Annotated in this window: 22 protein-coding genes; 11 read left to right on the plus strand and 11 right to left on the minus strand. The window is 75.3% G+C overall.

Features of this window, described 5'->3' with window-relative positions; all coding sequences use genetic code 11:
• Window positions 1-30: 30 nt before the first annotated feature.
• The gene (locus AC0GKK_RS02400; RefSeq protein WP_062394813.1) at window positions 31-1,209 is read left to right on the plus strand and encodes an ROK family transcriptional regulator; all 1,179 of its coding nucleotides are present in this window, start codon (window positions 31-33) and stop codon (window positions 1,207-1,209) included.
• A gap of 5 nt (window positions 1,210-1,214) precedes the next feature.
• On the opposite strand, the gene AC0GKK_RS02405 is transcribed toward AC0GKK_RS02400, so the two are convergent.
• The gene (locus AC0GKK_RS02405; RefSeq protein WP_489883047.1) at window positions 1,215-1,952 is read right to left on the minus strand and encodes a GNAT family N-acetyltransferase; all 738 of its coding nucleotides are present in this window, start codon (window positions 1,950-1,952) and stop codon (window positions 1,215-1,217) included.
• A gap of 121 nt (window positions 1,953-2,073) precedes the next feature.
• Here AC0GKK_RS02405 and galK point away from each other — a divergent pair, with 121 nt between their 5' ends.
• Both galK and zwf read left to right on the plus strand, forming a co-directional pair.
• On the plus strand, window positions 2,074-3,210 hold the full coding sequence (gene galK, locus AC0GKK_RS02410) for a galactokinase (RefSeq protein ID WP_346108817.1): 1,137 nt from the start codon (window positions 2,074-2,076) through the stop codon (window positions 3,208-3,210).
• 138 nt (window positions 3,211-3,348) lie between these two features.
• Window positions 3,349-4,845, plus strand: a complete 1,497-nt coding sequence (gene zwf / locus AC0GKK_RS02415) for a glucose-6-phosphate dehydrogenase (RefSeq protein WP_226357024.1) — start codon at window positions 3,349-3,351, stop codon at window positions 4,843-4,845.
• Here zwf and cobM read toward each other — a convergent pair.
• From cobM to cobT, 3 genes are read right to left on the minus strand one after another with little or no spacing between them, the layout of a single operon-like run.
• A complete protein-coding gene (cobM, locus tag AC0GKK_RS02420) occupies window positions 4,839-5,600 on the minus strand; it encodes a precorrin-4 C(11)-methyltransferase (protein WP_178373871.1) in 762 nt (253 codons plus the stop codon). The genes zwf and cobM overlap by 7 nt on opposite strands.
• A 10-nt stretch (window positions 5,601-5,610) precedes the next feature.
• Window positions 5,611-6,822: a precorrin-6y C5,15-methyltransferase (decarboxylating) subunit CbiE gene (gene cbiE / locus AC0GKK_RS02425; RefSeq protein WP_178373872.1), complete on the minus strand. Its 1,212-nt coding sequence runs from the start codon at window positions 6,820-6,822 to the stop codon at window positions 5,611-5,613.
• Window positions 6,815-8,533, minus strand: a complete 1,719-nt coding sequence (gene cobT, locus AC0GKK_RS02430) for a nicotinate-nucleotide--dimethylbenzimidazole phosphoribosyltransferase (RefSeq protein ID WP_489883048.1) — start codon at window positions 8,531-8,533, stop codon at window positions 6,815-6,817. The genes cbiE and cobT overlap by 8 nt, the downstream gene beginning before the upstream one ends.
• A 129-nt stretch (window positions 8,534-8,662) precedes the next feature.
• On the opposite strand from cobT, the gene AC0GKK_RS02435 reads away from it, so the two are divergent.
• The 5 genes from AC0GKK_RS02435 (at window position 8,663) to AC0GKK_RS02455 (ending at window position 13,803) form a co-directional block, all read left to right on the plus strand.
• Window positions 8,663-9,022, plus strand: coding sequence for a YchJ family protein (locus tag AC0GKK_RS02435; protein WP_083474068.1), 360 nt, complete (start codon window positions 8,663-8,665; stop codon window positions 9,020-9,022).
• 93 nt (window positions 9,023-9,115) lie between these two features.
• Complete coding sequence (locus AC0GKK_RS02440) at window positions 9,116-9,724, plus strand: hypothetical protein (protein WP_489883049.1); 609 nt, start codon at window positions 9,116-9,118, stop codon at window positions 9,722-9,724.
• Window positions 9,725-9,809: 85 nt separating this feature from the next.
• Window positions 9,810-11,078: an HNH endonuclease gene (locus tag AC0GKK_RS02445; RefSeq protein ID WP_489883050.1), complete on the plus strand. Its 1,269-nt coding sequence runs from the start codon at window positions 9,810-9,812 to the stop codon at window positions 11,076-11,078.
• Between the two features lie 50 nt (window positions 11,079-11,128).
• A complete protein-coding gene (locus tag AC0GKK_RS02450) occupies window positions 11,129-12,313 on the plus strand; it encodes a CaiB/BaiF CoA transferase family protein (protein WP_489883051.1) in 1,185 nt (394 codons plus the stop codon).
• Between the two features lie 92 nt (window positions 12,314-12,405).
• On the plus strand, window positions 12,406-13,803 hold the full coding sequence (locus AC0GKK_RS02455) for a sugar porter family MFS transporter (RefSeq protein WP_489883052.1): 1,398 nt from the start codon (window positions 12,406-12,408) through the stop codon (window positions 13,801-13,803).
• Here the strand turns inward: AC0GKK_RS02455 and AC0GKK_RS02460 are convergent.
• Window positions 13,784-16,087: a molybdopterin-dependent oxidoreductase gene (locus tag AC0GKK_RS02460; protein ID WP_489883053.1), complete on the minus strand. Its 2,304-nt coding sequence runs from the start codon at window positions 16,085-16,087 to the stop codon at window positions 13,784-13,786. The genes AC0GKK_RS02455 and AC0GKK_RS02460 overlap by 20 nt on opposite strands.
• A 53-nt stretch (window positions 16,088-16,140) precedes the next feature.
• On the opposite strand from AC0GKK_RS02460, the gene AC0GKK_RS02465 reads away from it, so the two are divergent.
• The gene (locus tag AC0GKK_RS02465; RefSeq protein ID WP_482637435.1) at window positions 16,141-16,656 is read left to right on the plus strand and encodes a mycothiol transferase; all 516 of its coding nucleotides are present in this window, start codon (window positions 16,141-16,143) and stop codon (window positions 16,654-16,656) included.
• 27 nt (window positions 16,657-16,683) lie between these two features.
• The gene (locus AC0GKK_RS02470) at window positions 16,684-17,607 is read left to right on the plus strand and encodes a LysR family transcriptional regulator (protein WP_482637434.1); all 924 of its coding nucleotides are present in this window, start codon (window positions 16,684-16,686) and stop codon (window positions 17,605-17,607) included.
• A gap of 21 nt (window positions 17,608-17,628) precedes the next feature.
• Here AC0GKK_RS02470 and crcB read toward each other — a convergent pair whose 3' ends face one another.
• The 5 genes from crcB to AC0GKK_RS02495 all read right to left on the minus strand — a co-directional run bounded on the left by crcB (window position 17,629) and on the right by AC0GKK_RS02495 (window position 20,617).
• The gene (crcB, locus tag AC0GKK_RS02475) at window positions 17,629-17,997 is read right to left on the minus strand and encodes a fluoride efflux transporter CrcB (protein WP_208825434.1); all 369 of its coding nucleotides are present in this window, start codon (window positions 17,995-17,997) and stop codon (window positions 17,629-17,631) included.
• Window positions 17,994-18,383 (minus strand): fluoride efflux transporter FluC, encoded by a 390-nt coding sequence (locus AC0GKK_RS02480; RefSeq protein ID WP_405417232.1) that lies wholly within the window; start codon window positions 18,381-18,383, stop codon window positions 17,994-17,996. The genes crcB and AC0GKK_RS02480 overlap by 4 nt, the downstream gene beginning before the upstream one ends.
• Window positions 18,380-19,627 carry an MFS transporter gene (locus AC0GKK_RS02485; RefSeq protein ID WP_489883054.1) on the minus strand — a complete coding sequence of 416 codons (1,248 nt, stop codon included), beginning with the start codon at window positions 19,625-19,627 and terminating at the stop codon, window positions 18,380-18,382. The genes AC0GKK_RS02480 and AC0GKK_RS02485 overlap by 4 nt, the downstream gene beginning before the upstream one ends.
• On the minus strand, window positions 19,624-20,064 hold the full coding sequence (locus AC0GKK_RS02490; protein ID WP_062394780.1) for a MarR family winged helix-turn-helix transcriptional regulator: 441 nt from the start codon (window positions 20,062-20,064) through the stop codon (window positions 19,624-19,626). The genes AC0GKK_RS02485 and AC0GKK_RS02490 overlap by 4 nt, the downstream gene beginning before the upstream one ends.
• A gap of 85 nt (window positions 20,065-20,149) precedes the next feature.
• The gene (locus AC0GKK_RS02495; protein WP_062394777.1) at window positions 20,150-20,617 is read right to left on the minus strand and encodes a MarR family winged helix-turn-helix transcriptional regulator; all 468 of its coding nucleotides are present in this window, start codon (window positions 20,615-20,617) and stop codon (window positions 20,150-20,152) included.
• A 494-nt stretch (window positions 20,618-21,111) separates the two neighbouring features.
• On the opposite strand from AC0GKK_RS02495, the gene AC0GKK_RS02500 reads away from it, so the two are divergent.
• Window positions 21,112-21,540: a DoxX family protein gene (locus AC0GKK_RS02500; protein ID WP_489883055.1), complete on the plus strand. Its 429-nt coding sequence runs from the start codon at window positions 21,112-21,114 to the stop codon at window positions 21,538-21,540.
• Here the strand turns inward: AC0GKK_RS02500 and AC0GKK_RS02505 are convergent.
• Window positions 21,537-22,016, minus strand: a complete 480-nt coding sequence (locus AC0GKK_RS02505; RefSeq protein WP_489883056.1) for an SRPBCC family protein — start codon at window positions 22,014-22,016, stop codon at window positions 21,537-21,539. The genes AC0GKK_RS02500 and AC0GKK_RS02505 overlap by 4 nt on opposite strands.
• Window positions 22,017-22,021 lie beyond the last annotated feature (5 nt).

Here is a 22,021-nt window from a genome sequence, read left to right on the forward strand (position 1 = left end):
CAGGTCGAAGCCCTGTGGTTCACTGGACGAATGCGAGGACGCACCCCGACCAGCGCGCCCGCCACGGCGGGCGAGATCTTCCGGCTGGTCCGGGACGGCGTGGCCGGGACCCGGACCGAGATCGGTCGCGAGACCGGCCTGTCCCGGACCGCGGTCGCCGCGCGCGTCGACCGGCTGCTCGCCGACGGCCTGGTCACCGAGGTGGTCGGCGCCGCCGCGACCGGCGGACGGCCCGCCGCACGCCTGGAGTTCAACGCCGCGGGCGGCACCGTGCTGGCGCTGTCGGTCGGTGTCAGCCGGTCCAAGGCCGCCGTGTGCGACCTGTCCGGCGCCGTGCTCGCCGAGGAGGTCGTGGACATCCCCGCCTCCGCCGGGCCGGAGCACCTGCTCTCCGAGGCGGTCATCCGGCTGGAGAAGCTGCTGCTCACCGCCGGGGTCGACGACGCGACGATCCGCGGCATCGGGCTGTCGATCCCCGGCACCGTCGACGGCGCGCGCGGCTGGTCGGTGGGTGTCCCCGCGCTGCCCGGCTGGGAGCGGATCGCGCTGCCGCCGCTGCTCACCACCCGCTTCCCCGCCCCGGTGCTGGTCGACAACGACGTGAACGTCATGGCCCTGGCCGAGCACGACGCCCACCCCGACGTCGACGACCTGCTGATGGTCAAGATCGGTTCCGGGGTCGGCGCCGGGCTCGTCTGCGGCGGGGTGCTGCAGCGCGGCGCCTGGGGCGCGGCCGGCGAGATCGGGCACACCCCGGTCCACGACGGGCCGGGCATCGGCTGCGGCTGCGGCAACATCGACTGCCTGGAGGTGCTGGCCTCGGGCCGCGCCCTGGTGCGCGACCTCGCCGAGTGCGGGCAGCCGGTCACCGCGATCGCCGACGTCGTCGCCCTGGTCAAGCAGGGCGACCCGGACGCGGTGCGGCTGGTGCGCATCGCCGGGCGCCGGCTCGGCGAGGTCCTCGCCGCCGCGGTGAACCTGGTCAACCCCGCGCTGGTCGCGATCGGCGGGGACCTGGTCGGGGCGTTCGACCCACTCGTCGCGGGCGTGCGGGAGGCGATCTACCGGCGCTCGATGGCCGCGGCCACCCAGAACCTGCGCATCGAGCCGGGCCTGCTCAGCGGGCGGTCGGGCGTGATGGGCTGCGCGATCCTGGTGCTCGACGAGGTGCTCTCCCCCGGCTCCGTCGACGCCGCCCTGTCGGCCTGAGCCGCTCAGCGGTGCGGCGCGCGGAGAAGGTCGAACCGCATCGTGCGCGACAGCGTGAACCCCATCGCCTCGTAGAGCCGGATCGCGCCGTGGTTGTCCGCGGCCGCGTGCAGCACCGGGCGCTCGCCGCGGGCGACGATCCCGGCGGCGACGGCGTCGACCAGGCGGCGGGCCAGCCCCCGGCCCCGGAACTCCGGGGCGGTGCAGACAGCGCTGATCTCGGTCGCCCCGGCGGCGCCGTCGCCGCCGATGCGCATGCGCTCCCCCGCCATCGCGACCAGCCGGCCGTCGTGGCGGACGCCGAGGTAACGGCCCAGCTCGGCGGTGCGCGCCAGCCAGGGCCCGGGCCGGGTACGACCGGTCAGCTCCGCCATCTCCGCCCGGTCCGACGGCCCCAGCTCGACGAGGTCGTCCGCGGCCGCGCCCGGCACCGCGCCGCCGTCCATCTGCACCCCGGGGAACGCGCGCAGCAGCTCCCAGCCCGCCGGGATCCGCGGCGGCCCGGCGGCGGCGCGCACCACCACGACCTCGCTGCCCGGCGCGCAGAGCGCCGCGAGGTCGGCCCAGTCCCCGGCGCTGCCGTGCCCGTCGGCGTCGAGCGGGAGCGCCGCGAACGGCGACACCTCCGGGTCGAAGCGCACCGCGGCACCACGGGTCGCACCGAACCCGCTCAGCCGTCCGCGCAGCGCGGAGGTCACCGGGTCGGCCAGGTCCGCGTCGAGGCGGTGATGGACATCGGTCACGGCCGCCATCGTGCCCCCGGGGCCCGGCCCGCCGGTGCGGGGGTCGGCTACCGTGCCCGCGCCCCCGGCCACCGCCGCGCACCCACCTCCCGACCAGCACCCTCGTTCGACCGGAGCCGCCATGTCCACCGTCGCCGACGCCTTCGCCACCCGTCACGGGGCAGCCCCGACCGGGGTCTGGTTCGCCCCCGGGCGGGTCAACCTGATCGGCGAGCACACCGACTACAACGACGGCTTCGTGCTGCCCTTCGCGCTGCCGCACCGGGCCGTCGTCGCCGCGGCGCCCGCGGCCGGGGGCCGTAGCCGGGTCCGGTCGGTGCAGGAGCCGGGCGCCCCGGTGGAGTTCTCCGCGGCGTCGGTGGTGCCCGGCGAGGTGCCCGGCTGGGCGGCCTACGTGGCCGGGACCTGCTGGGCGTTCCGCGAGGCCGGCTACCCCGTCGGCGAGGTGGAGCTGGAGCTGGACTCCGACGTGCCGGTCGGGGCCGGGCTGTCGTCGTCGGCGGCGGTGGAGTGCGCGGTCGGCGTCGCGCTCGCCGGGCTCGCCGGGGCCGACGTCGACCCGACCACGCTGGCCCGGATCGCGCGGCGCGCGGAGAACGAGTTCGTCGGCGCCCCCACGGGCGGCATGGACCAGATGGCCTCGATGCACGGGCGCGCCGGCCGGCTGGTGTTCCTCGACACCCGCGGTGACACCGTCGAGCTGGTCCCCTTCGACCTGCCGGCGCACGACCTGGAGCTGCTGGTCGTCGACACCCGGGCGCCGCACGCGCACGCCTCGGGCGAGTACGGCGCCCGGCGCGCCGACTGCGAGGCCGCGGCCGCCGCCCTCGGCGTCCCGGCCCTGCGGGACGCGGGCCCGGACGACCTGCCCCGGATCGCCGACGAGCGGATCCGGCGCCGGGCCCGGCACATCGTGACCGAGAACGCCCGGGTCGTCGAGACCGTGCGACTGCTGTCGGGCGGCGCGGACCCGCGGGCGATCGGGCCGCTGCTCGACGCCTCGCACACCTCGATGCGCGACGACTTCGAGATCACGGTCCCGCACGTCGACGTGGCCGTCGAGGCGGCCCGCGACGGCGGCGCGACCGGCGCGCGGATGACCGGCGGCGGCTTCGGCGGCTGCGTGATCGCGCTGGTCGAGGCCGACGGGGCGGCCGCGGTCACCGCCTCGGTGCGGGAGGCCTTCGCGCAGCGCGGCTGGGCCGAGCCGGTCGTGTTCCCGGGCACGCCGTCGGACGGGGCGGGCCGGCTGGCCTGACCGAGGCCGTTCCGCCTTTCGCGAGCGGAACGGAATCGGTACAGTGCGGAAGTGCCCCGTCACGCGGGCCCTGGCACCGCTCGACCCGAACCCGTTCGCTTACCGAGGAGACGGCTCGTGCCGCACCCCCTTCCCGTCATGGACCCCGCCGACGTCGTCGTGTTCGGCGGCACCGGCGATCTCGCGATGCGCAAGCTGCTGCCCGCGCTCTACCTCCGCGACCGCGACGGCCAGCTCGCCGACGACACCCGCATCGTCGCCGTGTCCCGATCCGGGCTCGACGACCCCGGCTACCGCGACAAGGTCGACTCCGAGCTGCGGCGCACCGCGCCGCGCTGGGCCGGCCCCGACGCCTGCGCCGACGACGCGCAGCACCACCGCTTCCTGGACCGGCTGCACCACGTGACCCTCGACGTCGCCGACGACGACTGGTCGCTGCTGTCGGAGCTGATCGGGGCGCCCTCCCCGGGGCGCACCCGGGTGCTCTACCTCGCCTCCGCCCCGCAGCTGTTCGGGCGGATCTGCGTCGGCAGCGCGGCCGCCGGCATCGTCGACGACCGCACCCGCGTCGTGCTGGAGAAGCCGCTGGGCACCGACCTGGCCTCGGCGCAGGCGATCAACGACGAGGTCGGCTCGGTCTTCGCCGAGGAGCAGATCTACCGGATCGACCACTACCTCGGGAAGGAGACGGTGCAGAACCTGCTGGTCCTGCGCTTCGGCAACTCCCTGTTCGAGCCGCTGTGGAACGCCTCGCAGATCGACCACGTGCAGATCACCGTCGCCGAGTCGATCGGCGTCGGGAACCGCGCCGACTACTACGACGGCTCCGGCGCGCTGCGCGACATGGTGCAGAACCACCTGCTGCAGCTGCTGTGCCTGGTCGCGATGGAGCCGCCGGCCAAGATCGACGGCGAGGGCGTGCGCGACGAGAAGCTCAAGGTTCTGCAGTCGCTGCGGCCGCTCGACGGTCCCGACGTCGTGCGCGACACCGTGCGCGGGCAGTACGCCGAGGGCCTCGTCGACGGCACCGCCGTGCCCGGCTACGCCACCGAGCTGGCCGAGTCCCGCGCCGGGACCCCGCGCGAGCGGGAGCGCTCCTCCACCGAGACCTTCGTGGCGCTGCGCGCCGAGGTCGCCAACTGGCGCTGGGCCGGGGTGCCGTTCTACCTGCGCACCGGCAAGCGACTGGCGACGCACGCGTCGGAGATCGTGGTGCAGTTCAAGCCGGTCCCGCACTCGATCTTCCCGGCGTTCGGCGAGGAGATCCCGGCCAACCGGCTCGTCCTGCGGCTGCAGCCCGACGAGGGCGTCCGCCTGCACATGACGGCCAAGCAGCCCGGCCCCGGCGGGATCCGCCCGATCCCGGCACCGCTGGACCTGAGCTTCGCCCGCACCTTCGGCGACCGGCTGCCCGACGCCTACGAGCGGCTGCTCATGGACGTGCTCCGCGGCAACCCGACGCTGTTCATGCGCCGCGACGAGATCGAGGCCGCCTGGCGCTGGGCCGAGCCGATCCTGCGGACCTGGGAGGCCACCGACCAGCGGCCGCGCCCCTACACCGCGGGCAGCCACGGCCCGGCCTCGGCGACCGCGCTGATCGAGCGCGACGGCCGGGCCTGGCACGAGGACTACTGAGCCGGGCCCTCCGGCGCCCGGCAGCGGTCCGCGCTGTACAGGTGCGAGTCCGGGAAGTGCCGGGCGGCCAGCGCCTCACCCACGATGATCACGGCGGTGCGCTGGATCCCGGCCTCGTCGACGGCCTTGGGCATCTGTTCCAGGGTCCCGCGCAGCACGATCTCGTGCGCACGCGACGCGTGTGCCACCACCGCGGCCGGACAGTCGCCGCCGTAGGACGGGGCGAGCGCGTCGACGACCTCGGCGATCCGGTGCACGGCCAGGTGCAGCACCACGGTGCCGCCGGCGGCGCCCAGCTTGTCGAGGCCCTCGTTCTCCGGCATCGGGGTCGCCCGCGCGGCGATCCGGGTGAGGGTCACGGTCTGGGCGACCGTGGGGACGGTGAGCTCGCGGCCCAGCGCCGCGGCCGCCGCCGCGTACGCGGGGACGCCGGGGCACACGTCGTAGGGCACGCCCTCGGCCTCCAGGCGGCGCATCTGCTCGGCCATCGCGGAGAACACCGACGGGTCGCCGGAGGCGAGGCGGGCGACGTCGAGCCCGTGCCGGTGCGCGCGCACCATCTCGTCGAGGATCTCGTCGAGGGTCATCAGCGCGGTGTCGACGGTGCGGGCGCCGGGCGGGCAGATCTCCAGCATCTCCGGCGGCACCAGGCTGCCCGCGTAGAGGCAGACCGGCGCGGCCGCGATGAGGTCGCGGGCCCGCAGCGTCAGCAGGTCGACCGCACCGGGGCCGGCCCCGATGAAGTGCACCGTCACAGCTCGGTCCTCACAGCACGTTCCTCCAGCTCCACAGGGTCACGGGCATGGCGGGGCGCCATCCGTGGAAGCCGCCGACGGGGACGGCGCGGGCGACCTGCACCCGTACGAGGTCCCCGCCGTGGGCGGCGTGGGCGGCGGCCAGTGCCGCCTCGGTCTGGACGGTGACCGCGTTGGCGACCAGGCGACCGCCCGGGCCCAGCGCAGCCAGGCAGGCGTCGAGGACACCCTCGCGGGTCAGCCCGCCGCCGACGAAGACGACGTCGGGCCGTTCCAGCCCGGCCAGTACGTCCGGCGCGGGACCGGTCACCACCCGCAGGCCGGGGACACCGAGCGCCGCGGCGTTGGCGGCGACCCGGTCGGCGCGCTCGGGACGGGTCTCGACGGCGATCGCGCGGCACCGCGGGTGCGCCCGCATCCACTCGATGCCGATCGACCCGGACCCGGCGCCGATGTCCCACAGCAGCTCCCCCGCGCGCGGCGCAAGGTGGGCGAGGGTGACGGCGCGGACCTCGCGCTTGGTGAGCTGACCGTCGTGGTCGTAGGTGTCGTCGGGCAGGCCGGGCGTCTCCGCCGGCGGGACGAGCCCGGCGTCGGGGACGCACTCGATCGCGACGACGTTCAGCGCGTCCGCGTCGCCCCGCCAGGCCGCGGCGGTGGCGGACACCCGGCGCTCGTCCGGCGCGCCGAGCCGCTCCAGCACCGTCATCCGCGAGCCGCCCCATCCGGCGCCGTCGAGCAGCCCGGCGATCTCGGTGGGTGACCCGGCTCCGGCCGAGAGCACGATCAGCCGGGCGCCCGGGGCCAGCGCCCGGCGCAGCGCGTCGAGCGGGCGGCCGACGACGCTCAGCACCGCCACGTGCTCCGAGCCCCAGCCCAGCCGGGCGCAGGCCAGCGCCACCGACGACGGGTGGGTCAGCACCCGCAGCCGGTCCGGCCCGGCGACGCGGGCCAGCGTGGCGCCGATCCCGAAGAACATCGGGTCGCCGGAGGCGAGCACCGCGACGCGCCGGTCGGCGAGGGAGTCGAGGATCCCCGGCAACGCCGGGACCAGCGGCGACGGCCACGCCCGCCGCTCCCCCGCCACGTCGGCGGGCAGCAGGTCGAGCTGGCGGGGCCCGCCGAGCAGCACCTCGGCGTCGCGCAGCGCGTCGCGGTGGGTCTCCGGCAGCCCGGCCCAGCCGTCGGCGCCGACCCCGACGACGGTGAGCGGGTCACCCACCGGTCTTGTCCGTGACCCCGGCGGCGTCGAAGGTGGCGACGTCGGCCATCGCCCGCGCCGCGCCCTGCAGCACCGGCAGCGCGAGCAGCGCGCCGGTGCCCTCGCCGAGGCGCATGTCGAGCTCCAGCAGCGGCGCGAGGCCGAGGTGGTCCAGGGCGAGCGCACCGCCCGGCTCGGCGGAGCGGTGCCCGCCCAGGCAGTAGCCGGCGACGTCCGGGGCGAACGCGGCGGCGACCAGGGCGGCGGAGCCGGCGATGACGCCGTCGAGCACCACCGGGACCCGCAGCGCGGCGGCGCCCAGGACGAACCCGGCCAGCCCCGCGTGTTCCAGCCCGCCGACGGCGGCGAGCACCCCGAGCGGGTCGGCCGGGTCGGGCCGGTGCAGCTCCAGGGCGCGGCGCACGACGTCGGTCTTGCGGGCCAGGGTCTCGTCGTCGACGCCGGTGCCGCGCCCGGTCGCGACGGCCGGATCGGCGCCGGTGAACGCGCACACCAGCGCGGCCGCGGCGGTGGTGTTGGCGATGCCCATGTCCCCGGTGAGCAGGCAGCGGTTCCCGGCGGCGACCAGGTCGCGGGCGACCTCGATGCCGTGCTCGAGCGCGGCGCGGGCCTGCTCGCGGGTCATGGCCGGGCCGGTGGTCATGTCGGCGGTGCCGCGGGCGACCTTGCGGGGCAGCAGGCCGGGCACCGGGTCGAGCCCGGCGGCCACCCCGACGTCGACGACGAGGACCTCCGACCCGAGCTGGCGGGCGAACGCGTTCACCACCGCACCGCCCGCGGTGAAGTTCGCGACCATCTGCGCGGTGACCTCCTGCGGCCACGGGGTGACGCCCTGGGCGTGCACGCCGTGGTCGCCGGCGAAGATCGCGACCGCGGCCGGGGACGGCACCGGCGGCACCTCGGCCCCGGCGATCCCGGCGAGCGCGACGGCCACGTCCTCCACCCGGCCGAGCGCGCCACGCGGCTTGGTCATCCGGTCGAGCCGGTCGCGGGCCGCGGCCCGGGCGGCCCCGTCGACCGGAGCCACGGCGTCCACGGTGGACTCCAGCAGGGCGGTGGGCGCGGCGCCGGGCAGCCCGCGAGCGCCCCAGGTGTCCTGGTGCACCGCCCAGTCCAGCGGGCGCCGCCGGGCCCAGCCGTGCTGCTCCAGCTCGGGGCGGTCGGGGAAGGCGTCGACGTGGCCCACGCACAGGTAGGCGACGACCTCGACGTGCGCGGGCAGCCCGAGCAGCGAGCCGAGCTCGGTGAGGCCGTCGTCGCCGAAGAACGACACCCAGCCGACCCCGAGGCCCTCGGCGCGGGCGGCCAGCCACAGGTTCTGCACCGCGAGCGCGGCGGAGTACGGGCCCATCTCGGGGCGTTCGTGGCGGCCGAGGGTGTGCCGGCCGCCGCGGGTGGCGTCAGCGGTCACGACGACGTTCAGCGGGGTCTCGCGGATCGCCTCCACCCGGATCGCACGCAGCGCCTCGGCACGGGCGGCGGGCAGCGACGCGGCGTAACGGTCGCGCTGGGCGGAGACGAGGGCGTGCACGCGCTCGCGGACGCCCGCGTCGCGGACCAGGACGAAGTCCCAGGGCTGGGAGAACCCGACGCTCGGGGCGGCGTGCGCGGCCTGCAGGACGCGGGTGAGGACCTCGTCGTCGACCGGGTCGGGCCGGAAGCCGGTGCGGACGTCGCGGCGGGAGTGCAGGACGTCGTAGAAGTCCGTCACGTCGGCATTCCTCCTGCGGTACACGGCACGGCGACGGATGAGACGACCACACGTCCGCAGAGGTGGTCAACTGTCCCTTCGGGTCGGTCGGGCACCTCACATGTGCCGGATGGGGCATGCTCGACGACCGTGCTCTGCCCCTGCGGTACCGGCCGCCCCGAGGACACCTGCTGCGCCCCCGTGCTCGCCGGGCGCCCCGCCGCCACGGCGGAGGCGCTGATGCGCAGCCGCTACACCGCGTTCGTGCGGGGCGACCGTGCGTACCTGCTGGCGTCGTGGCATCCGTCGACGCGGCCGCGACGGTTGCGGCTGGAGCCGGGGTCGGTGTGGACGGGGCTGGAGATCGTGGCGCGCTCGGGCGGGACGATGTTCTCCGCCGACGGGACCGTCGAGTTCCGGGCTCACCGGACCGACGGGGTGCTGGCCGAGTGCAGCCGGTTCGTCCGGGAGGACGGGCGGTGGTTCTACGTCGACGGGGACGTCGGGTAGGTAACGCCCCATACCTCGGCGACGACTCCGCGTGGAGCGACGGGCGGGGGACGGCTGGCACGGCACAACGAGCATGGCCCGGACGGGCGGTTCGTGAAGGCGAGCACGGGCGTCGGCGCGTTGCTGCTGGCCCTGTGGCTCGCCGTGTCCGGCGGAGGCCTGGGCGGCGGCGCGGCCGGCGGGGTCGCCGGCTCGGGGTCGTCGGCCGCGGCGGGCCCCTCGGGGTCCGGCGCATCGGCCTCGCGAAGCGTCCGGGCGAAGAACCGGAGCCTGGACGGGACGGTACGACGGCTGTCCCGCGCGGGGCGGGAGGTGCGTCGCCTCGAGAGCGACGTCCGGACCGACTGCGCGTCGGTGTCCTACGCTCGCGTGCGCGACTTCCTCGTCGGGACCCCGTGTGTCGGGGTCGGCCGGGCGTCGTTCGAGGTGCGGGAGGGCGGCGCGCGGGTGGTGGTGGCCGTCGCCGCGGTCGAGATGCCGCGGACGGCCGACGCGATGGGATTGAAGCGCCTCGTCGACACCTACGGCACCGGCAACGTCCGGGAGCTGCGGACACCGCATGGGGTGCGCTGGACGGGGCGCCACTACACCTCGGGACGCGACGACGTGACGGTCGTGAACGCCCAGGCCGAGCCGGTCGGCGCCTCCGCTGCGGCAGCGCGGCTGGCAGACGCGGTGGCCCGCGACGCCGCTCGGAGCTGAGGTCGGAATCCCGGTGACGACGAACGGGCGCCCACCTGCGACGAACGAATCGATATCGAACGCATGTTCGAGTACGATCGATGGCATGACCGCGACCCACGAGCCTCCCGTCCACGCCACCGGCGTGGACCGGCGCGGGTTCGCCTCCGGTGAGCTCGCGCTGCTGCGGCTCCTGGTCGACCAGGTCGTCGACGACGACATCACCCTGCTCTCCGAGGCCGACCTGATCGACCAGGTCCGGCAGATCGAGTCCCTGCAGGCCTCCCTCGCCGCGCTCCAGGCGACGCGCATCCGGGCGTTCGCCCAGGCACACGTCGAGAACCGCCTCACCGACGACCGCGCCGACGCCGACGGGCTCCACCGCAGTGTCGTCGCGCAGGTCCAGCTCGCCTGCCGCGTCTCCACAGCCGAGGCCCGCACCCGGGTGGCGAACGCCCGGGACCTGTACGCCGGGTTCGGGCGCGTCCGGGACCTGCACATCGCCGGTGAACTCAGCGCCGCGAAGGTCTCCGCGATCGCCGTCGAATGCCGTGACCTCGATGCGCGCCGGCGCAGACAGGTCGATGCCCGCCTCGCCGTGCACGACCTGACCCGGCTCGGCATCGGACGGCTCCGCGCCATGACCCGCCGGCTCGTCGCCGAGATCGCCCCCGACCGGTTCCGCGCCCGCGTCCACGCCGCCCGGGCCGAACGACGGGTCACCCTGCGACCCGCACCGGACGCGATGAGCTACCTCACCGCCTACGTCCCGGTCGAACAGGGCGCCGCCTGCCTCGCCGCACTGCAGAAGGCGTTCGTCGAGGTCCAGGTCGACCCGCAGCCCCTGACCCGCACCCGCGGACAGGTCCTCGCCGACACCCTCGTCGAACGCGTCACCGGCCAGGCCACCGCAACCGCCGTCAACCTCGAAGTCCAGGTCACCGTCCCGATCCAGGCCCTGCTCGACCCGCAGTCCCCACTCCCCGCCGAGATCCCCGGCCTCGGACCCGTCCCCGCCGACCTGCTCGCGAACCCCGAGGGCGCCAAGTCCCTGCGCCGCCTGCTCACCGACCGCGGTCTGGTCATCGGCGGCGACTCCCGCAGACGCACCTTCACCGGACTCCTCGCCACCCTCGTGAAAGCACGCGCGGAGAACCGATGCACCGAGCCCTACTGCGACGCACCCGTCCGCCACCTCGACCACATCCACCGTGATGCCGACGGCGGACGCACCGAGCTCGACAACGGGCGCGGGGTGTGCGAGTTCCACAACCACGTCCGCGAACAACCCGGCTGGCACGTGGCCCGTGGCCCGGACGGGGTCACGACCACCGGTCCCACCGGGCACACCTACCTCGCACCCGACCCGCCGTGAGCCGCGTCGCGACTGTCGCCGGTGCGGCGACGCGGCTAGCGTGCCGGGACGTGGATCATTCCCCGCTCGGCGACGACCCCACCGGCGGACCGCTGGACGGCGTGCTGGTCGCCGACTTCTCCCGCGTCCTCGCCGGGCCCTACGCCACGATGATGCTGGCCGACCTCGGCGCGACGGTGATCAAGGTCGAGGGTCCCGGCGGCGACGACACCCGCACCTGGAAGCCGCCGGTGGTCAGCGACCCCGAGCAGGGCGACATCTCCACCTACTACCTGTCGATCAACCGGAACAAGCGGTCCGTGGTGCTCGACCTGACCGACCCGGGCGACCTCGCGGCGGCACGCGAGCTGGCGCGGCGGGCCGACGTCGTCGTCGAGAACTTCCGGCCGGGCGGCGCGGCGCGGTTCGGTCTGGACCACGACAGCGTCTCGGCCGGCAACCCCGGGGTCGTGTACTGCTCGATCACCGGGTTCGGCGCCCGCGGCGGCGCCCACCTGGCCGGCTACGACCTGCTCGTCCAGGCGGTGTCCGGGCTGATGAGCCTGACCGGCGACGTCGACGGGCCGCCGTTCCGCGCGGGCGTCGCGGTGTTCGACGTCCTCACCGGACTCCACGCCGCACTCGCGGTCGGCACGGCGCTGCGGCACCGCGAGCGGACCGGGCAGGGCCAGCTGCTGGAGACCAACCTGCTGTCGGTCGCGATGTCCACACTGGTCAACCAGACCGAGGCCTACGTCGCCGCGGGCGCGGTCGGCCGCCGGATGGGCAACGCCCATCCCAGCGTCTTCCCGTACCAGCCGATGCCCACCGCGGACGGCGACCTCATCGTCATCGCCGGCAACGACGGCCAGTTCCGCAAGCTCGCGACCGTCCTCGGTGACCCGGCCATGGCCGAGGACCCGCGCTTCGCGACCATGTCCGACCGGATCGGCCACCGGGAGGAGATCGAGCAGCGGCTGCGCGCCCGCCTCGCCACCCGCACCGCCCAGGAGTGGTACGACGCGATCACCGCCGCCGGCGTGCCGTGCGGCCCGATCAACACCGTCGACGGCGGTGTCGCCCTCGCCGAGGAGCTCGGCCTCGACCCGGTCGTCCGGGCCGACGACGCCGCCGCCGTCCCGACCGTCCGCAACCCGGTCACCTGGTCGGCCACCCCACCGTCCTACCGCCGCTCTCCTCCGCCACTGGGCGCCGACTCCGCCGAGGTCCGGGCCTGGCTCGACCAGAACGGATAGTTCCGGACGATCGACGGCGACATGCCGCCGGCTGGACGCCTCACGACACGCCGCCTGACGTCTCCTGTTGCGGGCCGCCGGAGGATCGGCCGATGAGTTCGGGGGCGCAGACGGCGAAGCGGCCGTCGCAGTGGGCGATCTGGTTCTTCGGGGCACTCGGCGGGATCCTGTGGGGGTACGACACGGGCGTCATCTCCGGGGCGATCCTGTTCATCCCCGACGACATCCCGCTGTCGTCGCTGGAACAGGGCACGGTGGTGTCCGGGCTGCTGGTCGGCGCGATGCTCGGGGCGGGCGTCTCCGGCAAGCTCGCCGACACCCTCGGCCGGCGGCTGCTGATCCTGCTCGGCGGGATCGTGTTCGTCATCGGCACGCTCGGCGCCGCCCTCGGGGCGAACGTCGCGATGCTCGTCGGGTTCCGGTTCGTGATGGGCGTCGGCGTCGGCATCGTGTCGGTGGTCGTGCCGATGTACCTGTCCGAACTGGCACCGGCCCGCATCCGCGGGCGGCTGACGTCGCTGATGCAGCTGCTGGTGACCGTCGGGATCTTCCTGGCCTACGTCACCGACTTCGCCTTCGCCGAGTCCCGGGACTGGCGCTGGATGATCGGTCTCGGCGTGATCCCCGCGGTCATCCTCGCCATCGGCATCTACACCCAGCCGGAGAGCCCCCGCTGGCTGGTCGCGCAGAAGCCCCACCGTGGCGAGGAGGACGCGCGGGTCGTCCTGGAGCGGCTGCGCGGCACCCCCGAGGCGGCCGAGGCCGAGCTGTCGGAGATCCGGGAGAGTGTGCGCGTCGAGCGGGAGAACACCGAGAAGGTCGCGATCCGGACGCTGTTCTCCCCGCGGCTGCGGCGGCTGACCCTCATCGGGATGCTGCTGGTCTTCTTCCAGAACTTCGTCGGCATCAACACGATCATCTACTACGCGCCGACCCTGCTCACCGACGTCGGCTTCGGGGCGACCGGCGCGATCGGCGCCAACGTGGGCATCGGCGCGGTGAACATGCTGATGACGCTGCCCGGGATGTGGCTGATCGACCGCGCCGGGCGACGCCCGTTGCTGCGCTGGGGCGCGGTCGGCATGTGCCTGGCGATGATCGTCCTGGCCGTCACCAACCTGGTCGGGCTGGAGCAGGGGCCGCTGCTGCTCGGGCTGACACTGGCCGGGATCGTCGTCTACATCGCCTCGTTCTCGATCTCCTGGGGCCCGGTGCAGTGGGTGCTGCTGCCGGAGCTGTTCCCGCTGCGGGTCCGCGCCGGCGCGGTCGCGTTCTGCGTGACGTTCAACTGGCTGTTCAACATGACCGTCGCGCTGCTGTTCCCGTCGCTGCTCGAGGCGTTCGGCGCGGGCTGGAACTTCCTGTTCTTCGCGGTGACGACGGCGGCCGCCTACGTCTACGCGACCCGGCTGCTGCCCGAGACGAAGGGCCGCAGCCTGGAGGAGATCGAGCGGGACCTGGCCCAGCCAGTCACGGCGAAGCCGGCGTGACCGGCGAGGTGTGCGCGGTGACCTCCGGGGCCTCGTGGCGGTACGGCTCCACCGCGACGGCGCACACCTGACCGCTGCACCCCTGCGCGAAGCCCGACGTGCCCCGGTCGCGGGTCACGGCGTTCGGGTTGCCGTGCACGCAGAGGCCGTCGTCGCCGAGCTCGGGACGGTCCGGGTCCGGGCGCGGGTCCCACCACGCCCCGGTCGGCAGCTGGAGCACGCCGGGCCGGATGTCGTCGGTGACCCGCGCCGCGGCCAGGCAGGCGCCCCGGTCGTTGTGGAGGCGGACGACGTCGCCGTCGCCGATGCCGAGCCGGGCGGCGTCGTCGGGGTGGATGCGCACGACCTCGCGCCCGGAGCGTTTCGACCCGGCCGAGTGGGCGCCGAAGTCGAGCTGGGAGTGCAGCCGGGTCGCCGGCTGGTTGGAGACCAGCCAGAACGGGTGCCGGTCGTCGGGGACCTCGGTGGGCTCGATCCACGCCGGGTGACCGGGGTGGTCGGGCAGCCCGAGCGCGGCGATCGGGCCGGACCCGACCTGGACGCGGCCGGACGCCGTCGGCAGCGGGTGCGCGACGGGGTCGGCGCGGAAGCGGGCCAGCACCCCGCCGTCGTCGGGGCGCTGGGGCAGCTCCAGCTCGCCGCGCTCCCAGAACTCCTCGAACGACGGCGCGTCGAGCCCGCGGTCCGCCAGGCCCTTACGGGTGCGGTCGTACATGTGGACCAGCCACTCGTGCGACGTCCGGCCCTCGGTGAAGGCCTCGCCGTGCCCGAGCCGCACGGCCAGGTCGGCGAGCACGTCGTAGTCGTCGCGGGCCTCGCCGTGCCGGGGCACCAGCTGCTTCATCGCGACGACGAGCGGGTCGGAGCTGGTGGCGCCGATGTCGTCGCGTTCGAGGGTCGTCGTGGACGGCAGCACGACGTCGGCGTGCCGCGCGGTGGCCGTCCACATCGGGTCGTGGACGACGAACGTGTCCAGCTCGGCGACCGCGCGCCGCATCCGGCGCAGGTCCTGGTGGTGGTGGAACGGGTTGCCGCCGGCCCACCAGGCCATCCGCACGTGCGGGTAGGTGTGCTCGACGCCCTGGTAGGAGTAGGTCTCCCCCGGGTGCAGCAGCATGTCCGCGACCCGCGCGACCGGGATGAACGAGGTCACCGGGTTCGGCGCCCGGGAGAACGTGGGCACCGGCACCGCGTTGCGCGGGCGCCCGTAGTGCCCGAGCGACCCGAGGCCGTAGTTGAAGCCGCCGCCGGGCAGGCCGATCTGGCCGAGCACCGCGGCGAGCGCCGTCCCGCCCCAGACCGGCTGCTCGCCGTGCTCGGCGCGCTGCAGCGACTGCGCGACGGTCACCAGGGTGCGGCCGTGCGCGATCCGCCAGGCCAGCTCGCGGATCGTCGCCGCGGGGATGCCGGTGACGCCCTCGGCCCATCCGGCGTCGCGCGCCGGGGCGGCGAACAGGTACTCGCGCAGCCGGTCCCAGCCGTCGCAGTGCGAGGCGAGGAAGTCGATGTCGGCCCGCCCCGCCTCCACGACGGTGTGCATGAGCGCCAGCATCAGCGCGACGTCGGTGCCGGGCCGGATCGGCAGCCAGGTGGCGTCGACCTCCTCCGGCAGGTCCGGACGCAGCGGGCTGACCAGCACGAACACCGCGCCCCGGTCGCGGGCGGCGCGCATGGCCCCGCGCTCGACGTGCCGGCTGACCCCGCCCGCGGCGATCGCGGAGTTCTTCAGCGCCATCCCGCCGAACGCGACGACGGTGTCGGTGTGCGCCGCGACCTGGTCCCAGGTCACCGCGTAGCGGGTCACCGCGTCGAAGGTGCCCAGCACGTGCGGCAGCACCACCTCGGCGGCGCCGCCGGAGTAGGTGTTGACCGAGCGGGTGTAGCCCCCGGTCAGCGCGAGGAACCGGTGCAGCTGGCCCTGGGCGTGGTGGAAGCGACCGGCCGACGCCCAGCCGTAGGAGCCGCCGTAGACGGCCTCGTCGCCGTGGGTGGAGCGGACCCGGTGGGTCTCCTCGGCGAGCCGGTCGAGCACGGCGTCCCAGGACACGGTGCGGTAGCCGTCGCGCCCACGACCGGGGTCACGGCCCGGGCCGCGGTCCCACCAGCCGCGGCGCACCGCGGGCGCGGCGACCCGGGCGGCGTGCCCGACGGCCGCGGGGATGTTGTCCAGCACCGGGGACGGGTCCGGGTCGCCCGGGTGCGGGCGGACCCGCAGCCTGCTGCCGTCCCAGCGGGCGTGGAACACGCCCCAGTGCGCGCTGTGGGTCCTCACGTTCTCGGTCACCACCGACCACCGTAACCCGCATGCGGGGGCCCGCATACGGGAAAGCCCGTCCCATGACGACGACCGCTGAACTGCTGACCGACCACCTCGGCCGGATCGACGAGCTCGTGCGCGAGGTGGTGGACGGCCTGTCCGAGGCCGACCTCGCCCGCCGCCCGGAGGGTGCGGACGGCCCCGGCAACCCGATCGGCTGGCTGGTGTGGCACCTGCTGCGGGTGCAGGACGACCACGTCGCCGAGGCGTTCGGGTCCGACCAGGTCTGGACCGGCGAGGGCTGGGCGCAGCGCTTCGGACTGGACCTCGACGTCGCCGACACCGGGTTCGGGCACACGTCGTCGCAGGTCGACGCCGTGCGCACGACCGCGGACCTGCTGGCCGGCTACGGCGCGGCGGTGCACGAGCGCACCGTCGGACACCTCGCGGGCCTCGCCGACGACGACCTGTCCCGCGTCCTGCCGCCCACCTGGGGGGAGAACGTGACCCTCGGCGAACGCCTGGTCAGCGTGGTCGGCGACGACCTCCAGCACGCCGGCCAGGCGGCCTACCTGCGCGGGCTGCTCGGAGTGTGACCCCGCCCGCCACCTAGGCTGGTCCCGATGGCCACCGCACCCGCACGCGTCCCCGACCTGACCGCTCTCGCCCTGCTCCGTGACATCGCCTGCACCGGGAGCATGTCCGCCGCGGCCGAGGGGCTCGGGCTGACGGTGCAGGCCGCGTCCGCGCGGATCCGGGCCGCCGAGCAGCAGGCCGGGGGCCCGGTGCTCGAACGTGCACGCCGGGGGCGGCGGTCCAGCAGGCTCACCACCCGCGGGGTCCTGCTCGTGGAGTGGGCGGGCCCGCTGCTGGCAGCCGCGTCCGACCTGGACGTCGCGGTCGCGGCGCTGCGCGACGAGCCGGCCGGGGAGGACACCGTCGTCCTGGCCGCGAACCCGGTAGTCGCGGAGTGTCTGCTGCAGGCCTGGCTGGTCGAGCTGCGCGACGGTCCGGGCGGGCGGGTCGTGCTGCGCGACACGCCGGATCCGGCGGCGGCGGTCCGGTCCGGTGACGCGGCGGTCGGTGTGGTGTCCACGCCCGGCCCGCTGGAGGACCTGCACGCGGCGACGGTGGGATCGGACCCGCTGGTGCTCGTCGTCGCCCCCGGCCACCCGTGGGCCGGGTCCGAGGGCGTCGACGCCGCACAGCTGGCCCGCACCCCGCTGCTCACCCGTCCGCCGGGTGCCGGGGCCCGGCCCGCGCTGGACGCCGTGCTCGACGCCGCCGGTGCCGGTGAGCCCGTGCCGCCGCGGCGCGAGTACGCCGCGGACGCCGCCCTGCGTGCGGCGGTCCGCGCCGGTGAGGGCCCCGCGGTGCTGGGGCGGGCGGTGGTCGGCGCCGACGTCGCGGCCGGGTCGCTGGTCGTCGTCGACGTCCGCGGTCTGGACCTGACCCGGGAGTTCCGCGCCGTCTGGCGGGAGGGCACCTCGCCCCGCGGCACCGCCCGTGACCTGCTGCGGGTCGCCACCGGCGGCCGGATCCGCTGACCCGGCCGGACCCGACCCGGTTCAGCCGGCGACGACGGTGAGCAGCGCGTGCCCGGCGAGTGCGGCCGCGACGCCGACGACCGCGCTCGCCGCCGCGTAGCCCACGGCGAGCGCGGTGCGGCCGCGTTCGAGCAGCGACAGCGTCTCCCAGCCGAAGGTGCTGTAAGTGGTGAACGCCCCGCAGAACCCGGTGCCGAGCAGCGCGGCGAACCCCGGCCCGAACAGCGGGGTCAGCGCCACCACGCCGCCGAGCACGAAGGACCCGGCCACGTTGATCACCCAGGTGCCCCACGGGAACGCCGAGGGCGTGCGTGCCTTCACCGCGGTGTCGACGAGGTAGCGCAGCGGCGCCCCGACGGCCGCACCGAGGGCGACGAGCAGCGCCGTCACCGGGCTGCGTCCCCGGCGAACGCGCGGGTCAGCGCCGCGCCGAGCGCCGTCGCGGCGACGGCGAGCACCGGGGTGCCGACCATCAGCGCCGTCGACCCCGGCGAGCCGAACGCCGGCGCGGCGACGTCGACGGCGTAGGTGGAGAACGTCGTGTAGCCGCCGAGCACCCCGACGCCCAGCGCCGGGCGGACGAGCGGGTGGGCCCGGAACCGCTCGGTGACCAGCACCATCAGCACCCCCATCAACAGGCAGCCGGTGACGTTGATGAGCAGCGTCGTCCACGGGGCGGGCGGGCCGACGAGCCCGAGCAGCCAGCGCGCCTCGGCGCCCACCACCCCGCCGGCGGCGACCACCGCGAGCACCGCGGGCCGGCCGGGCGTGCTCACCCGGCGGCCTCCGCCCGGGCGGCGCGGCGCGCCGTGGGCAGGCCGATCGCGGCCGCGACCAGGCAGGCCGCCGCACCCAGGGCGAGCCCGCCGCGACCGCCCCACTGCTCGCTGACCCAGCCGGCGACCGGACCGCCGATCGGGGTGGACCCGAGGAAGGCCACCGACCACAGCGCCATCACCCGGCCCCGCATGTGCGGGGCCGACGCCAGCTGCAGCGTCGAGTTGCCGCCGGCCATGAACGCGACGCTGGCCATCCCGACCAGCCCCATCGCGACCAGCGCGACCCACAGCGACGGCGCGACCGCGGCCAGGCCCAGGACCAGGCCGAACAGCAGCGCGGTCCGCACCAGCATCGGCACCCCGGTCCGTCCGTTCCCGGCGACGACGAGCCCCCCGACGACCGCCCCGACGCCCATCGCGCCGGTGAGCCAGCCGTAGGTGGCCGCGTCGCCGCCGAAGGTCTGCGAGGCCACCACCGGCAGCACCACCGGGAACTCGTAGGCCAGGCATCCGATCAGCGCCATCATCACCAGCGGCACCCGTAGCTCGGGGTTGTCGCGCACGTGGGCGAACCCCTCACGCAGCTGCCCGGGCGCCCGGGGCGCCGGAGCGGTGGGCATGAGCGCGGAGGTGTCCAGGCGCAGCAGCGAGGTCACGACGGCGACGAAGCTGATCGCGTTCACCGCGAAGCAGATGCCGGTCCCGCCCGCGACGATGACCAGCCCGGCGACGGCCGGTCCGACCGCGCGCGCGGCGTTGACCAGGACCGAGTTGAGGGTGACGGCGTTGCGCAGGTCCTCGGGCCCGACCAGCTCGTGCACGAAGGTCTGCCGGGCCGGGTTCTCGACGGCCTTGTTCAGCCCGAGCACCGCGGCCAGCACGTAGACGTGCCAGAGCGCGACCGTGCCGGTGAGGGTGAGCACGGCGAGTGCGGCGGCCTGCAGGCCCATCATCGTCTGCAGGCCGACCATCAGCCGTCGCCGGTCGAGGCGGTCCACCCACACCCCGGCGTAGGGGCCCAGGAGCAGGGTGGGCACGGTCTGCACGGCGACGACGGTGCCGAGCACCGCGGCGGACCCGGTCAGCTCGTACACCAGCCAGGACTGGGCGATCGACTGCATCCAGGTACCGACCAGCGAGATCGACTGGCCGCCGATCCAGAGCCGGTAGTTGTGACCGGACAGAGCGGCGAAGGTGCGGGCGAGCGCCCGGCGGGACACCTGGTCCGGGCCCGCGCTCACCGGGCGTCCCGCAGGGCCCCGGCGAGCGCGTCGAGCGCGGGCAGTGCGGCCCGCAGCCGCGCGGTGTGGTCGGAGGTCAGGGCGTCGACGTGGGCGGCGAGCAGCCGGGTGCGTTCCTCGCGGCGTCGGCGGTGCTCGGCAGCACCGGCCTCGGTGACCGCGACGCGTACGGCGCGACCGTCGTCGGGGTCGGTGTCGCGGACGAGCAGCCCGGCGGCCTCCAGCTTGCCCGCCAGACGCGACAGCATGGTGGGGTTGACGCCCTCGACGGCGGCGAGCTCCCCCATCCCGATCGGGCCGCGGACGGCGACGGTGCCGAGTACCGACAGGGCGCTGCGGGTGAGGTCGGAGCCGCGGGTGGCCCGGTCCAGGCCCCGGGCGATCCGGGCCAGGTCCGTGCGCAGCCGCGCCAGCTCGTCGGGGTCGAGGCCGCTCATGCACGCTCCATATGTTTGCCTGTCGGCAAGCATATACCCGCGCAACGATCCACGCCGGCCGCGGTCGGACGGGGCGGCGCGACGGTCAGGCGGGAGCGGCCTCCGGCTCGGCGGACCGGAGCCGGGACGCGAGCCGCTGCAGGTCGTCGCGGAGGCGGAACAGCTCGTCCATCGACATGCCGGTGGCCTTGATGACCTGGTCCTGCGCGGCCGCGGCCTGCTCGCGCAGCGCCTTGCCCTTCTCGGTCAGCGACACCTGCACGGTGCGCTCGTCGTCCGGGCGACGGGCGCGGGTGACCAGCCCGTGACCCTCCAGCCGGGTCAGCATCGGCGACAACGTGCCGCTGTCGAGGAACATCCGCTCGCCGAGCTCCCGCTGGGGCACCGTCTCCTCGGCCCACAGCACGAGCAGAACCGCGTACTGGCTGTAGGTCAGGCCGATGGAGTCGAGGATCGGGCGGTAGCACCCGGTCATCGCACGGGACGCGGAGTGGAGCGCGAAACAGAGCTGCTCGTCGAGCGCCAGCGGCGCAACGGTTCCGGGCTCGGTCATTCCCACAGGGTAAGCGCTCGATGTCGGGAGTTCATCCGAGCCCGCAGGATCGGGCACGCCGCGGCCGCCCGCAGGTCGGGGATGTCGAGGAACGGGTCCGGGGCGCGACCACCCCCGAAGCGGTCGCACCCCGGACCCGGGGCCGACGGACCGGAAGGCTCCCCAGCGCCCGGTCCGTGCAGAAGTCCGTGTCGTTCTGTTGTGCACCTCGGATTCCCCGACTCTGCGCGCCTCAATCGCAAACAGCTCCGGTTCACCCGCAGCGCGCAGTGTCGGCGCGCACCGTGACCCGGTCGCCGGTATCCCGCTGCGACAACGGGGTGACGGCGGTTCGGTACCACGGCGGTACCGCGACCGCCCGTCAGCGCCGGCGGCCGGGTGGCGGGACGATCTCGGGAGCGGTCATGTCGGGCCTCCGTGCAAGGGTGGGTCCCGGGGTGTCCGCACCCCGTCCGGCCCCCGGTTCGGCCGGGGGCCGCGGATACCCGGAATCGATGACGTCCGGAGGCACCGTGCACGCGGTCCGCACCACCGCCCGGCTCCTGCTGGGCGCGTTCCTGGTCGCCGCGGGCATCGCCCACCTGCTCGTCCCGGCCGAGTTCCTGGCCCAGGTGCCACCGTTCCTGCCCGCGCCCGGCGCGGTGGTGCTCGTGTCCGGGCTCGTCGAGATCGCGGTCGGGGCCGCGGTCCTCCTCGCACCGGCCCGGCTGCGCCCGCACGCGGGGCTGGTCGCGGCGGCGCTGTTCGTGCTGGTGTTCCCCGGCAACGTGGCGCAGTACGTCACCGGCACCGACGCGTTCGGCCTCGACAGCGACGGCGCCCGCGCGACCCGGTTGCTGTTCCAGCCGCTGCTGGTGGTGTGGGCCCTGTGGGCGTGCGGCTCCGGTGCCCTGCTGCGGCGGGGCCGCCGCAGTATCGCCTAGGAGGTCTGCACGGTCCGGGCGAGGATGCCCAGGGTCGCCTTGAGCGACGCGGCGGAGATCACCGGGAACAGGTCGGAGTCGCGGTACTGCGGGTGGATGTCGGACCAGTCGCACCACGAGACGACCCGGGTGCCGCCGCCGTCGGCCTCGGCGACCGGCTCCAGCCGGTAGCCGTAGACGTGGCCGACCGGCGGGCGCATGACACCCACGATGGTCCAGGAGATCTCGCGGTCGGGCACGTAGCTCGCGATGTGCACGGTGACGTCGTAGCGGCCCATCGGGCGGTCGCCGAGCGACTCGCGGTCCATGTGCACGACGAAGGTGTCCCCGGCCGCCGAGACCGGCCCGCCCTCGGCCGACATCAGCATCCCGGAGCTGTCGACGGCCACGTGCCCGCGCGGGTCACGGAGCACGGCGAAGATCTCGGACGGGCTCGCGTCGACGATGCGCGAGGCTTCGATCCGCTGGTCGCTCATGGACC

The organism is Pseudonocardia sp. P-1, assembly GCF_058111925.1.

What these genes read in the sequence shown, in the direction of transcription:
- AC0GKK_RS02490 (WP_062394780.1), bottom strand. Translation starts at nt 20,064, where the DNA reads ATGAGCGGCCTCGACCCCGACGAGCTGGCGCGGCTGCGCACGGACCTG.
- AC0GKK_RS02445 (WP_489883050.1), top strand. Translation starts at nt 9,810, where the DNA reads ATGACCGCGACCCACGAGCCTCCCGTCCACGCCACCGGCGTGGACCGG.
- zwf (WP_226357024.1), top strand. Translation starts at nt 3,349, where the DNA reads ATGGACCCCGCCGACGTCGTCGTGTTCGGCGGCACCGGCGATCTCGCG.
- AC0GKK_RS02400 (WP_062394813.1), top strand. Translation starts at nt 31, where the DNA reads ATGCGAGGACGCACCCCGACCAGCGCGCCCGCCACGGCGGGCGAGATC.
- AC0GKK_RS02505 (WP_489883056.1), bottom strand. Translation starts at nt 22,016, where the DNA reads ATGAGCGACCAGCGGATCGAAGCCTCGCGCATCGTCGACGCGAGCCCG.
- AC0GKK_RS02465 (WP_482637435.1), top strand. Translation starts at nt 16,141, where the DNA reads ATGACGACGACCGCTGAACTGCTGACCGACCACCTCGGCCGGATCGAC.
- AC0GKK_RS02495 (WP_062394777.1), bottom strand. Translation starts at nt 20,617, where the DNA reads ATGACCGAGCCCGGAACCGTTGCGCCGCTGGCGCTCGACGAGCAGCTC.
- AC0GKK_RS02470 (WP_482637434.1), top strand. Translation starts at nt 16,684, where the DNA reads ATGGCCACCGCACCCGCACGCGTCCCCGACCTGACCGCTCTCGCCCTG.
- galK (WP_346108817.1), top strand. Translation starts at nt 2,074, where the DNA reads ATGTCCACCGTCGCCGACGCCTTCGCCACCCGTCACGGGGCAGCCCCG.
- AC0GKK_RS02455 (WP_489883052.1), top strand. Translation starts at nt 12,406, where the DNA reads ATGAGTTCGGGGGCGCAGACGGCGAAGCGGCCGTCGCAGTGGGCGATC.
- AC0GKK_RS02500 (WP_489883055.1), top strand. Translation starts at nt 21,112, where the DNA reads ATGACGTCCGGAGGCACCGTGCACGCGGTCCGCACCACCGCCCGGCTC.